Origin of the sequence: Rhodococcus erythropolis NBRC 15567 (assembly GCF_001552595.1) — a bacterium.
GTDB lineage: Bacteria > Actinomycetota > Actinomycetes > Mycobacteriales > Mycobacteriaceae > Rhodococcus_F > Rhodococcus_F erythropolis.
On sequence record NZ_BCRM01000010.1, the window covers coordinates 132,833 to 145,288 of the forward strand.

The following is a 12,456-nucleotide window of genomic DNA, read 5'->3' on the forward strand; positions in this document are numbered from 1 at the left end:
AAATGCGCCAGACGGATATGCGGCTGACAGAAATATCGACGGCACTCGACTCGGTGCGTGCGCGGCTGGCGGCCGCCTGCCTTGCCGCCGGTCGTGAAGTTTCCGACGTAGCACTGCTGCCAGTTACCAAATTCTTTCCGGCGTCCGACGCCCGAATCCTGTACGAACTGGGTTGCCGTGAATTCGGTGAGTCTCGTGAGCAGGAAGCAGTGGAGAAGGTCGCGGACTTCGACGGCGCTGCACAGAGCGGCGCGATCGACGATCCGGTTCGCTGGCACATGATCGGGCAGTTGCAGCGCAACAAAGCGCGTTCGGTAGCGAAGTGGGCCTACGCAATTCACTCGGTGGACAGTGCACGACTGGCCGATGCACTCGATCGGGCGGCGCTCGGAGCTTTGTCCGACGGGGAGCGTAAAGCGCCGCTGCGGGTGCTCATCCAGGTAAGTCTCGACGGAGACCCTGCGCGTGGCGGAGTTCCGACGGGAGAGCTAACCCCTCTCGCCGAGCGGATCGAATCAGCCGAAGGTCTCGAATTTGCGGGACTGATGGCCGTCCCGCCGCTTGGATCAGATCCGGACGAGCAGTTCGAAATCCTCCGCAGGGCACATCTTTTGATTCTCGAATCGCATCCCCGGGCAACCGAACTCTCGGCTGGCATGACCGGTGATCTGGAGGCCGCAGTGCGCCACGGATCAACGTGCGTGCGTGTCGGAACCGCACTGCTCGGCTCACGACCAGTAATCTCGAGGTGATCGCTCAGGTGATCGCCCAACCCGTCCACACCGCTGCGACCGGTCGCAGTCGGATTGATTCCGCCGCGCCAAGGAAGGTCGATCAATGAGCAACCTGCATAAGTTCAAGGCTTACTTCGGCATGGTTCCCCTCGATGACTACGAGGACGAATACGTGGAGGAGCCCGATCAGGCTCGCCGCGCACCCCGTCGTAGTCACGACGGCTATGCCGAGCGCGACGACCGCGAGTTCGTCGAACCTGCCTTCTCGAAGGCGAGCTACGCGCCCAGTCGTCGTGACGAAGAGGACGCGGAGTTCGATCGCTACGATTCCCGGCCCCGCGTCGACACCGTTCCCAGCCGCAGTAGCCGCCCGGCGATGGCGCCGCGTCCGGCAAGCCGTGGAAACCTCGCGGTCGACGCCCGTGCAGAGCGTCCCGAAGCGCGACGTGCGCCTGTTGTCGATGACGGCGGCCCGCTCGCCAAGATCACGACACTGCGTCCGCAGAGCTACGCAGAGGCCCGCACCATCGGTGAGCGGTTCCGCGACGGCACCCCCGTCATCATGGATCTGGTCGACATGAGCAACGCCGACGCGAAGCGTCTGGTCGATTTCGCGGCCGGCCTGGCGTTCGCATTGCGTGGTTCTTTCGACAAGGTAGCCACCAAAGTGTTTCTTCTCTCACCGGCTGACATCGACGTTTCCGCTGAGGAACGCCGTCGTATCGCGGAGACGGGTTTCTACAGCCAGAAATGATGGTCTCGACCGCAGTCCGGCCCCTGAGCAGGGGTGACGTGAGCACATTCGAACGGCGGCCCGTCTCGGCGGACGCCGCATTCGGACCCATCGCCGGCCGTTACAAGACGGACTCGATGCGGGCCGGTTCCGGAATTGCTGCGGTGTGTCTGTTTTGGACACACCGCAGAAGTCAGGCAGAGTGAGGGTGTGGACGCGCTTCTCTCTGTGATCTATCTGGTGCTGGTTGTCTTCTGGCTGTTGCTGATCGGCAGAGTGATCGTCGAGTTCGTTCGTTCGTTTGCCAGAGATTGGCGACCGACCGGATTGGTCGCAGTCATTCTCGAAACCATTTTTACGATCACCGATCCTCCGGTGAAACTGCTCCGCAGGTTGATCCCCCCGATCAACCTCGGTGGAGTTCGCTTGGATCTATCCATCATGGTCTTGCTTTTCATCGTCATCATCCTGATGTCGGTTGTTCGCTGAGCGCAGTCCGAGTGAGTGGTATGCCAGAATGGAAGCCATAACTCATCCGGTGGTTCGCCACTACGTAGACTGTGTTGCAACTGAATGCTTGCTAGACCGCCAAATGACGCGTGAAGGGATCCTTCCATGCCGCAACTGACTCCAGCTGACGTGCACAACGTTGCGTTCAGCAAGCCGCCTATCGGCAAGCGTGGCTACAACGAGGACGAGGTCGACGCATTCCTCGACCTCGTCGAGCAGGCGCTGTCGCAGCTCATCGAAGAGAATGCGGACCTGCGCCAGCGCGTAGGTGAGCTGGATCAGGAGCTCGCGGCTGCCAAGAAGTCGCCGGCACCTGCTCAGCAGGCAGCACCCGTCGCAGCGCAGCCCAAGCCGGAGCCCGCTCGGGTTGTCGAACCGCCCAAGCCTGCACCCGTTGCAGCTCCGGTTCCCGCCGCCGCTGCCGTTGCAGCGCCGCAGAGTGGCGACACCCACATGCAGGCCGCGAAGGTCCTCGGACTGGCTCAGGAGATGGCGGATCGCCTCACCAACGATGCCAAGACCGAATCCGAGCAGCTGCTCGGCAGTGCTCGCACCAACTCCGAGCAGCTCATGAGCGAGGCTCGCAGCAAGGCCGACGGCATGATCGCGGATGCGCGCAACAAGTCGGAGGCAATGCTGACCGACGCTCAGACTCGCTCCGAGACCCAGCTTCGCCAGGCTCAGGAGAAGGCAGACGCTCTCAAGGCAGACGCCGAGAAGAAGCACACCGAAATCATGGCGACCATCAACCAGCAGCGTTCGGTCCTCGAGGGCCGTATCGAGCAGCTCAAGACGTTCGAACGTGAGTACCGGGTGCGCCTGAAGTCCTACCTGGAATCGCAGCTCGAAGAGCTCGAACAGCGTGGCTCGGCCGTTCCGGTCGACGGTGGACAGGATTCCTACAGCCCGTCCTTCGCCAAGGGAAACAGCTGACCGAGAGCGCCTCGTCGGCTCAGCTATCGGACCGGACAAAGGTTGATACGTGCTGGTCGTGACGTTGGTTCTCGCGGGAGTTGGCTTCGCTCTCCTGATCGTTGCCCTGACCACAGGGTCGCTGATCTGGGCGTGGGCATGTATCGCGATTTGTGTAGCAGGTGCCGTCCTCCTGCTGGTCAGTGCGCTGACCAGCAGGAAGGCGGTTCCTTCGTTGGATGACCCGATGTCGGGCAGCGGCGTGTCGTCGCCTTACGGTCGAGTCGAGAGTTCCTCGGATTCCTCGACCGATGATGCAGCTACTGCCAACGACGACAATCAGGGAAACCACGGCGGGTCGCCGGGTGCCCCCGACAAGACCTAGGGCGAGTTCCGACAAGGTCCAGGACGAGTATTAGACTGTCCAACACGAATACCAGGCTGTGATCCGGCAATCACCGGGGAGCTTTCGGAAGAACGGTTGTCGACGCTTTCGTACGTGTCGAGGACCCAGTAGAACCGAACGGGTGAGCCCGTCACAGCTCGATCGAGTGGCAGCTCGAGATCCGGTGTGAAAGCACGGATCTGCGGGGTGCAAACGGGGTGGTACCGCGGTGTCGGCGCACAAGCGTCACGTCGTCCCCGTGCCGAGTCCGACTGGCACGAGGAGATCGCCATGGCGAGTAACGGGTATCCCAAAGTCGACTACGGTGTCCCCGCCGACACCGGAGTCAAGTTCCCCGAACTGGAACAGAAAGTCCTGAAACAGTGGGACGACGACGACACCTTCCGTGCGTCGGTTTCCAATCGGGACGGTAACGAAGAGTTCGTTTTCTACGACGGACCGCCATTCGCAAACGGTTTGCCGCACTACGGCCACCTGCTGACGGGGTACGTCAAGGACCTGGTGCCGCGCTTCCAGACAATGCGTGGACGCAAGGTCGAACGACGCTTCGGCTGGGATTGCCACGGCCTTCCGGCAGAGCTCGAAGCGGAGAAGCAGCTCGGCATCAAGGACAAGGCCGAGATCGAAGTCATGGGTCTGGCCAAGTTCAACGAGTACTGCAAGGCCTCGGTGCTCAAGTACACCGACGAGTGGCGTGACTACGTCACCCGCCAGGCGCGCTGGGTCGATTTCGACAACGACTACAAGACCCTGGACGTCGACTTCATGGAGTCCGTCATGTGGGCCTTCAAGGAGCTGCACGACAAGGGCCTGATCTATCAGGGCTTCCGTGTGCTGCCCTACAGCTGGTACGAGCAGACTCCGCTGTCCAATCAGGAGACTCGTCTCGACGACGCGTACAAGATGCGTCAGGATCCTGCAGTCACAGTCGACATGCCGCTGGTCGCTCCGGGTTCACCCCTCGACGGCGCAAACGCGATCATCTGGACCACGACTCCGTGGACACTGCCGTCCAACTTGGCCACTGCGGTTCATCCCGAGGTCGACTACGTCCAGGTGCTCGGCGAGGACGGAAAGCGGTACGTGCTCGCAGAAGCACGGGTAGCTCATTACGCACGTGAACTGGGGGAGGACCCCGAGGTCGTTTCCCGTCACAAGGGCGCCGAGCTGGTCGGACTGTCGTACACTCCGCCGTTCGACTTCTTCCTCGGACATCCGAATGCGCACGTCGTGCTCTCGGCGGACTACGTGACAACCGACTCCGGAACCGGAATCGTCCACCTCGCACCGGCTTTCGGTGAAGAGGATATGGACGTGGCCACGGCCAACGGTATCGAGGTCGTACAGCCGCTCGATCCGGGTGGAAAGTTCACCTCGATGGTTCCGCCGTACGAGGGCCTGATGGTGTTCGACGCCAACCCGGTCATCATCAAGGACCTCAAGGCTGCCGGAAAGCTGCTGCGGCACGAGACGATCGAGCACTCGTACCCACACAGTTGGCGCAGTGGGCAGCCGCTCATCTACATGGCGGTTCCCTCGTGGTTCGTCGCGGTCACCAAGTTCCGAGATCGCATGGTCGAGCTGAACAAGGACATCACCTGGGTGCCCGAGCACATCCGTGACGGCCAGTTCGGCAAGTGGCTCGAAGGTGCACGAGACTGGAACATCAGCCGAAACCGTTACTGGGGCAGCCCGATCCCGGTGTGGGTGTCGGACGATCCGCAGTACCCGCGTACGGACGTGTACGGCTCGCTCGATCAGTTGGAGGCAGACTTCGGTGTGCGTCCGACCGACCTGCATCGCCCGATGATCGACGACCTGGTCCGTCCGAACCCCGACGACCCGACCGGGAAGTCGATGATGCGCCGCGTTCCCGAGGTGCTCGACTGCTGGTTCGAATCCGGTTCGATGCCGTACGCGCAGGTGCACTACCCATTCGAGAACCGTGAATGGTTCGAGGGCCATTTCCCGGGCGATTTCATCGTCGAGTACAACGGGCAGACTCGCGGCTGGTTCTACACGCTGCACGTACTGGCAACCGCACTCTTCGATCGTCCGGCGTTCAAAACCGTTGCTGCGCACGGCATCGTGCTCGGCGACGACGGACTGAAGATGAGCAAGTCCAAGGGCAACTACCCGGACGTGAAGGAGGTGTTCAACCGCGACGGCAGCGATGCCATGCGCTGGTTCCTGATGTCTTCGCCGATCTTGCGCGGCGGAAACCTCATCGTGACCGAGCAGGGCATCCGCGAAGGCGTACGTCAGGCGTTGCTCCCGCTGTGGAACGCCTGGAGCTTCCTGCAGTTGTACGCGCCGGAATCCGGTGTGTGGCGTACCGATTCGGAGAACATCCTCGATCAGTACATCCTGGCCAAGCTCGCTACCACCCGCGACGTGATCACCGAGGCCCTCGAGGTCAACGACATCGCCGGCGCGTGCGACGAGCTTCGGTTGTTCTGTGATGCGCTCACCAACTGGTATGTGCGACGGTCTCGTTCGCGGTTCTGGGACGAGGATCGCGACGCGATCGACACCCTGCACACCGTGCTCGAGGTCGTGACGCGTCTCGCTGCGCCGCTGTTGCCGCTGGTATCCGAGGTGATCTGGCGCGGGTTGACCGGGGAGCGCTCGGTTCACCTGGCTGATTGGCCGGAGGCGTCGGAGCTCCCCGCGAACCCCGAGCTGGTAGCGGCGATGGACGACGTCCGGACCGTGTGCTCCACGGTGCTGAGCCTGCGCAAGGCGCAGAATCTGCGAGTTCGTCTTCCGCTGCCCGAGGTTACGGTTGCGGCGCCGGATGCCGAGCGTCTGCGTCCGTTCCTCGGACTGATCGCCGACGAGGTCAACGTCAAGAAGGTCGATCTGACCGATGACGTCGACGTGCACGGGCGCTTCGAGATCGCGGTCAATGCGCGTGCAGCAGGACCGCGTCTGGGCAAGTCCGTTCAGACTGTCATCAAGGCGGTCAAGGCGGGCGACTGGACCGAGAACGCTGACGGCGTCGTGGTTGCGGCGGGCATCGAACTGCTGCCCGAGGAGTACACGCAGAAACTGGTTGCAGCCGAGCCTGATTCGACGGCTGCATTGCCAGACGGTATGGGACTCGTCGTACTCGATTCCGTCGTGACGGAGGAACTCGAAGCCGAGGGCTGGGCGAAGGACCGTATCCGTCAGTTGCAGGATGCGCGTCGTGCCGCCGGTTTGGACGTCTCGGACCGGATCAACGTCGTACTCGAGGTTCCGCAGGACTGCAAGGAGTGGGCGGAGCGTCATCGCGAATTGATCGCCGGTGAGGTTCTGGCCACCTCGTTCTCGGTGGGTGAAGCGGGAGACGACGCCGTCGATCTCGGTGACGGTATCCGCGCCGCGATCACGAAGGTCTAATACCGCCGTAACTACTCCGGCTCCCCGATGAATGTCTGTATGTCGGGGTGCCGGAGTAGTTTGCTCTCATGAGTACGAGCAAGGAAACCGTGGCGCGCATTCTCGAGCAGTTGGAACCGCTCGACGTGCGGGCAAGGGCGATGTTCGGCGAGTACGGATTGTATTGCGACGAGAAGATCGTGGCCTTGATCTGCGGAGACGTTCTGTTCGTCAAACCCACCGAGGTCAGTACCGAATTCGGATCAGAGGCCGATCTGGCTCCGCCGTACCCGGGAGCGAAGGATTACTACCGGGTGACGGAGGAAAGGCTGCAGGACCTCGATCACCTGCACGCCTTCATTCAACGGACTGCCGACGTACTACCCCTGCCGAAGAAGAAGTCGCCCAAGAAGAAGGCGCGGACGTAAATTCTGCACCTACTTTTGAGAGAACCGTAACGCCCGATGAATCAAGGTGATCCCACACGAAGTCGCAGGTGGGTGCTGCATCTCGACATGGATGCGTTTTTCGCCTCTGCCGAGCAGTTGACCCGTCCCACGCTGCGAGGTCGCCCGGTGCTGGTCGGCGGCTTGGGTGGGCGCGGAGTGGTGGCCGGGGCAAGTTACGAAGCGAGAGTTTTCGGTGCGCGTTCGGCAATGCCGATGCACCAAGCACGCCGGATGGTCGGTGGCGGAGCGGTGGTATTGCCACCTCGGATGTCGTTGTATTCGGTTCTGAGTAAACGCACCTTCGACGCGTTGCGCCTTCGTATGCCGATCCTCGAGCAATTGTCGGTGGACGAGGCCTTTGGTGAACCGGTGGAGTTGGCCGGAGTCGGCGCCGACGAGGTCCGCGCGTTTTGTGAGGACCTGCGGGCGTTGATCAAAGCCGAGACCGGGTTGGTCGCCTCGATCGGTGCCGGCGCAGGTAAGCAGGTCGCCAAGATCGCGTCGGGACTGGCAAAGCCCGACGGCGTCGCAGTGATTCCTCCCGGGATGCAGCACGAGTTGCTCGATCCACTTCCGGTGCGAAAGCTGTGGGGGATCGGCCCTGTTGCCGAGGAAAAGCTGAAGCGTCTCGGCATCGAAACCATCGGAGGGTTTGCCCGCACTCCCATAGCGGAGGTGGCGTCGATACTCGGAACCACTGTCGGACCGGGGTTGCATCGGCTCGCGCAGGGGATCGACGACCGGCCGGTCGCGGAGCGTGCCGAATCCAAGCAGATCAGCGCGGAATCCACGTTCGCCGCAGACATCGTCACTATGGCGCAACTGCGCGCGGCCGTCGAAAGTAGTGGTCGCGCAGCATTTTCCAGGCTGGAGAAGGACGGAAGAGCAGCTCGCACCGTCGTACTGAAGCTCAAGAAGTCCGATATGAGCATTCTGACGCGATCCGTGACGTTGCCGTTTGCCACCATCGACCGCCAAATCCTTGTCGCGACTGCGCAGAAACAGGTCATCGACCCGCAGGAATTGGGGCCGATTCGCCTCGTCGGTGTGGGATTCGCCGGTTTGTCCACCGTTCGGCAAGGATCACTTTTTCCCGAGTTGGATCAGGATGTTCCCGGCTATCCGGTCGAGACTCTCACGGGCGCCCTCGATGAGGCCGAACTCGACGTTCCGGTGGCCGCACGCGTCCCTCAGCGCTACTGGCACCCTGGTTTGGACGTGAAGCATCCAGAATACGGACACGGTTGGGTGCAAGGCGCCGGGCACGGAGTGGTGACAGTTCGCTTCGAAACCCGTTCCAGCGGAACGGGAATAGCCAAAACCTTCGCCGAATCGGATGAGGTGCTCGAGGTAGCAGATGCGGTCGACAGCCTTCTCTGAGGATGTCCTTAGACTTTTTCCGCTTACCGTTGGGTAATGTTGTCGACGATCCTCGAGCAAGCACGATGTTCGACTGACGCTCGAATGTGAACACCCGAATGGATAGGACTGAGAAGTTGAAGCTTCAGAAGATGACCGTTGCAGCCGTGGCGATCGCAGCAGCCCTGACGATGACCGCTTGTGGCTCGGATGACAAGACCGACTCACCCACCACGACGTCCAAGAGTGCGACGGCCACCACCAGCACCACGGACGTTGCAGCTCCCGAGCTCCCGACGTCTGCTGAGCTCAACGGCAAGGTCGCTCAGGCACTCGACGAGACCGTTCCGGCCGCAGACAAGGTCAACCTCGTCCAGGGCGCCGAGCAGGATCCCGAGCTGATCAACCAGGTCGCCGCTGCCGCCAAGGCTGCCGGCGCGCAGGTCGAGATCCTCGACCCGGTCACCGACACGGGTAGCGAGACGGCCGCAGCTTCGCTGAACATCGTCGTCAACGGCCAGCCGCTGCAGCAGGGTCTGCAGGCTTCGTTCGTCTACGAGGACGGCGTCTGGAAGCTCTCGAAGACCACCGCTTGCCAGATCGTGGGCGTTGCAGGTCTGACCTCGCCTGCTTGCGCTGCTTGATCTCTGCGCAACACCTGAAACACCAGAGCGGCCGTCGACCCCCGAAAGGGAGTCGGCGGCCGCTCTTCATGCAGTGAGCGTCGTCAGTGATGGAATCCCTCGGTGACGCGTGGCCGCGGCATCGGGCTGTCGAGTTCGTCGAGGAACGCGGTTTCCTCTTCGATGATGCGCAGCAGATTGGCTGCCAGGTCCATGCTCAGTCCGTTACGAACCACGATGCGCTGCACTGTCAGATCCGAGAGATCGTCCGGCATGGGATAGGCCGGCACCAACCAGCCCTTGCCCCGCAGCCGGTCGGACAGGTCGTACAGCGTCCAGTTGGACGTGTGGCCCTCGGCGAGGCGCCACGCGAAGACCGGGATGTCGGAACCGTCGTTCCACAATTCGAAGGCGTCGAGCTTCCCGATTCCTTCGGCGAGGAATTTCGCCACGTCCTGTGAGGACTGCTGGATCGCGCGATAGCCGTCGTGGCCGAGACGCAGGAACAAGTAGAACTGCAGGATCACCTGAGCACCGGGCCGCGAGAAGTTCAGCGCGAAGGTCGGCATACTGCCGCCGAGGTAGCTCACCTTGAACACGAGGTCGTCGGGAAGTAGATCCTGCGATCGCCAGACCACCCAGCCGAGGCCGGGATAGACGAGTCCGTACTTGTGCGCCGAGGTGTTGATGGAGTGCACGCGCGGGAGCCGGAAATCCCATTCGAGTTCCGGCTGTAGGAACGGGGCGATCATTGCGCCGGAAGCGCCGTCGACGTGGATGGGAACGTCGAGTCCCGTCTTTTCCTGGATCGCGTCGAGTGCCTTCGAGATTTCCAGGACCGGCTCGTACATCCCGGTGTACGTGACACCCATGATCGCGATTACGCCGATGGTGTTCTCGTCGACGTACTCGTCCAGATCGTGACCGTCGAGGGTCCGGTGTTCCTCGCTGATCGGCACGTAGCGCGCCTCGACGTCCCAGTAGTTGCAGAATTTCTCCCAGCACACCTGGACGGCGGAACTCATGATGAGATTTGGTTTTTCGGTGGACTTCCCCGCGGCTTTTCGTGCGTGCTGCCAGCGTCGTTTCATCGCCAGGCCACCGAGCATGCACGCCTCGGACGAACCGATCGTCGAGGTACCGATTGCGTCCTTGGGGGAGGGCGAGTGCCAGAGGTCGGCAAGGATGCGCCAGCAATAGGTTTCGATCGCGGCGGTCTGTGGATACTCGTCCTTGTCGATCATGTTCTTGTCGAACGACTCGGCATACAGTTTGGTGGCGTGATCGTCCATCCACGTGCTGACGAACGTCGCGAGATTGAGCCGCGCATTGCCGTCGAGCATCGTTTCGTCGTGGACGATCTGATACGCGGTCTCGGGAAGCATGCCGTCGGGTTCGAGTGTGTACTTCGATGCAACCGAATCCTCGCCAGGCCTCGAGAAGATCGGATTGACGGCTACGTAATCGGTGTGATCTGACCTTCTGGGTTCCGGCATGAACTCTGGCTCCTCACATCAGTGTGTCGCGTTGGTCTGTTTCGTACCTACTCTCACCGTTCAGTGTGGACGGGCAGTTGTCAAAGGGTCTGTGGTCCCGAATCATTCGCGTAAGGCCGAGACGGGACTAATCCGCTCGTTGTCAGGGCGTTTGTGCGCGCAGGCGATCGGCGGCGGCCGATGCCATCGAGTGCAGCACGTCGGGGGCGATCGGACTCGGCGCAGTTGCGGACACCTGGGTCAACGTGGTCCCGACTGCGGCCACGATCGCATCGGCGACCAAGGTGAAACCGCCACTCTCCGTGATGATTCGGAAAGCGAAAGACGCGTCGCCGACGTTCGGTTGCGACGCTCCGCCGACGCGATAGGTGATTGTCGTTCCGTCGGCATCGGTTCCTGAATACTCCGCACACCCGGCCAGCGTGGTCTGAAGTTTCTCGAAAGCTGCTGCTGCCGCGGTGCCGTCGGCGTACGAAGCAGAGTCCTGATCGATGCTCGTGAAATCGGGGCCGGTGAACATGTCGGAGAGGTCGGCGACGGATCCGGCGGCCTGGGTGGCTATCGGTGCCAGAACCTGAGCGCAGACGGCGGGGTCGGTGCTCGACTTGTCCGCCTCCGAACTCTCCGGCGCCGGTGCGAGGCCGAGGTCGTCGACCGGGTCGGGAACTATGTCGAAGTCCGCAGGTAGTTCGGAGAGGGTGAGCGCGGCTCGTTGCAGCGCATCACGGTCGAGAGGTGTCCCGCTCAGCGGTGCGGCCGGAGCAGCCGTGAACGGCGCCAAGCCGACCTGTGGGGCGGAAACCTGCGTAGTTGTGTCAGCTCTAGGAGAGTCGTCCGAGCCGCAACCGGTCACGACGAACAGTGCCGCCGTTGCTGTCAGGCCCAGTGCGAGCGACCGGCGTGTCACGATTCCCACCGAATGCTGTTGGAGATCGTCTGCCGGATCACCGAGGAGCTGTCCGGATCGCCGTACGCCTGGTCGCCGCCGACGGTCATCTGTCCGGCGATCGGCAAGGGGAGTGAGAGGTCGACGGTGAGGTTTCCGGAGCCGGCCATGACGTACTGATCGATGTTCAGCGTTCCGGCGTCACCGGCCAGGTTCCAGACCGGGCTCTGCGGGGTCTGCGATACGTCCACCGCGAGCGAAAGCCGATTGCCCTCCCGCGCGGTGAGCGTGACGGTGGTTGTCTGATCGAGCAGGATTTCACTGCTGACTTGTTGTCGAACCACCCAACGTGCGCCGACACCGACCGGAGCGTCGGGGAGTGCAACGGTCCGGTAGACCGCTTGGCCGAGCGCCTGTTCGATTGCAGCGCGGGCAGCATTGGCCGAGTTGGCGGACGGCTTCAACCGTAGGGCGGTGATGGCGCCCGAATCCGTGACCGACAATCCGGCCGCAGATCCGTCGGCCCCGCTCAGCGCTGCCTGCAGCGTTGCATCCGGCGAGGTCATCGACGACAGCGTCAGGTCCACGACAGCGGTGGGATCGTCAGCGGTCACGTTTGCCGAGAGCGGGATCGTGATCTCCGGCGAAGAGAAATCTTGTGCCGGCTGTTGATCGATCTGCTGACTCACGACCGCCTGGGTGACGAGCGTCGCCGTCTGCGTGGTGCCGACAGGCAAGTTCATGCGCAGTACCTCGCGCGGTTCGCTTCCCCCATCGAGTACCTCGACGGTGGCGGCGGTCACCGGAACAGTGACTTCGCTCGGCGACGAGGTAGGTGCGGTGGGAGGTTGATCCGAGTCGCCGCAAGCGGTGAGAACGGTGGTGAGAGCGAGGGCAGCGAGGGCGAACGGAACTCGTCGGCCGGTCGTGGACAGCAGTGGCACGCGCTCCAGGCTAGCCGCAGTTGCAGAGTGCGTGACCCGGT

At 62.4% G+C, this 12,456-nt stretch carries 12 protein-coding genes; 9 read left to right on the forward strand and 3 right to left on the reverse strand.

Annotated features, from left to right (window positions below):
• Positions 1–2: 2 nt before the first annotated feature.
• The 9 genes from RE4_RS16015 to RE4_RS16060 all read left to right on the forward strand — a co-directional run bounded on the left by RE4_RS16015 (position 3) and on the right by RE4_RS16060 (position 9,110).
• Complete coding sequence (locus RE4_RS16015) at positions 3–752, forward strand: YggS family pyridoxal phosphate-dependent enzyme (protein WP_019748868.1); 750 nt, start codon at positions 3–5, stop codon at positions 750–752.
• A gap of 85 nt (positions 753–837) precedes the next feature.
• The gene (locus RE4_RS16020; protein ID WP_003941752.1) at positions 838–1,488 is read left to right on the forward strand and encodes a cell division protein SepF; all 651 of its coding nucleotides are present in this window, start codon (positions 838–840) and stop codon (positions 1,486–1,488) included.
• 189 nt (positions 1,489–1,677) lie between these two features.
• Positions 1,678–1,956: a YggT family protein gene (locus RE4_RS16030; protein WP_003941780.1), complete on the forward strand. Its 279-nt coding sequence runs from the start codon at positions 1,678–1,680 to the stop codon at positions 1,954–1,956.
• Positions 1,957–2,082: 126 nt separating this feature from the next.
• The gene (gene wag31 / locus RE4_RS16035; protein ID WP_003941722.1) at positions 2,083–2,910 is read left to right on the forward strand and encodes a DivIVA-like cell division protein Wag31; all 828 of its coding nucleotides are present in this window, start codon (positions 2,083–2,085) and stop codon (positions 2,908–2,910) included.
• Between the two features lie 49 nt (positions 2,911–2,959).
• On the forward strand, positions 2,960–3,274 hold the full coding sequence (locus RE4_RS16040; RefSeq protein ID WP_021334087.1) for a hypothetical protein: 315 nt from the start codon (positions 2,960–2,962) through the stop codon (positions 3,272–3,274).
• A 291-nt stretch (positions 3,275–3,565) separates the two neighbouring features.
• Positions 3,566–6,679, forward strand: a complete 3,114-nt coding sequence (ileS, locus tag RE4_RS16045; protein ID WP_060938941.1) for an isoleucine--tRNA ligase — start codon at positions 3,566–3,568, stop codon at positions 6,677–6,679.
• A 68-nt stretch (positions 6,680–6,747) separates the two neighbouring features.
• Positions 6,748–7,086, forward strand: a complete 339-nt coding sequence (locus RE4_RS16050; protein ID WP_060938911.1) for a TfoX/Sxy family protein — start codon at positions 6,748–6,750, stop codon at positions 7,084–7,086.
• Positions 7,087–7,122: 36 nt separating this feature from the next.
• Positions 7,123–8,487 carry a DNA polymerase IV gene (locus tag RE4_RS16055; protein ID WP_019748863.1) on the forward strand — a complete coding sequence of 455 codons (1,365 nt, stop codon included), beginning with the start codon at positions 7,123–7,125 and terminating at the stop codon, positions 8,485–8,487.
• Positions 8,488–8,603: 116 nt separating this feature from the next.
• On the forward strand, positions 8,604–9,110 hold the full coding sequence (locus RE4_RS16060; protein WP_029255549.1) for a WKL family lipoprotein: 507 nt from the start codon (positions 8,604–8,606) through the stop codon (positions 9,108–9,110).
• An 83-nt stretch (positions 9,111–9,193) separates the two neighbouring features.
• Here the strand turns inward: RE4_RS16060 and gad are convergent, their stop codons facing one another.
• The 3 genes from gad to RE4_RS16075 all read right to left on the reverse strand — a co-directional run bounded on the left by gad (position 9,194) and on the right by RE4_RS16075 (position 12,415).
• Entirely contained in the window at positions 9,194–10,585 is a 1,392-nt protein-coding gene (gad, locus tag RE4_RS16065; protein ID WP_060938912.1) for a glutamate decarboxylase, read from the reverse strand.
• A 142-nt stretch (positions 10,586–10,727) separates the two neighbouring features.
• The gene (locus tag RE4_RS16070) at positions 10,728–11,501 is read right to left on the reverse strand and encodes a sensor domain-containing protein (RefSeq protein WP_060938913.1); all 774 of its coding nucleotides are present in this window, start codon (positions 11,499–11,501) and stop codon (positions 10,728–10,730) included.
• Positions 11,489–12,415, reverse strand: a complete 927-nt coding sequence (locus RE4_RS16075) for a hypothetical protein (RefSeq protein ID WP_060938914.1) — start codon at positions 12,413–12,415, stop codon at positions 11,489–11,491. Before RE4_RS16075 ends, RE4_RS16070 begins: the two co-directional genes overlap by 13 nt.
• Positions 12,416–12,456: the final 41 nt, after the last annotated feature.

What these genes read in the sequence shown, in the direction of transcription:
- RE4_RS16015 (WP_019748868.1), top strand. Translation starts at nt 3, where the DNA reads ATGCGCCAGACGGATATGCGGCTGACAGAAATATCGACGGCACTCGAC.
- RE4_RS16020 (WP_003941752.1), top strand. Translation starts at nt 838, where the DNA reads ATGAGCAACCTGCATAAGTTCAAGGCTTACTTCGGCATGGTTCCCCTC.
- wag31 (WP_003941722.1), top strand. Translation starts at nt 2,083, where the DNA reads ATGCCGCAACTGACTCCAGCTGACGTGCACAACGTTGCGTTCAGCAAG.
- ileS (WP_060938941.1), top strand. Translation starts at nt 3,566, where the DNA reads ATGGCGAGTAACGGGTATCCCAAAGTCGACTACGGTGTCCCCGCCGAC.
- RE4_RS16050 (WP_060938911.1), top strand. Translation starts at nt 6,748, where the DNA reads ATGAGTACGAGCAAGGAAACCGTGGCGCGCATTCTCGAGCAGTTGGAA.
- RE4_RS16055 (WP_019748863.1), top strand. Translation starts at nt 7,123, where the DNA reads ATGAATCAAGGTGATCCCACACGAAGTCGCAGGTGGGTGCTGCATCTC.
- gad (WP_060938912.1), bottom strand. Translation starts at nt 10,585, where the DNA reads ATGCCGGAACCCAGAAGGTCAGATCACACCGATTACGTAGCCGTCAAT.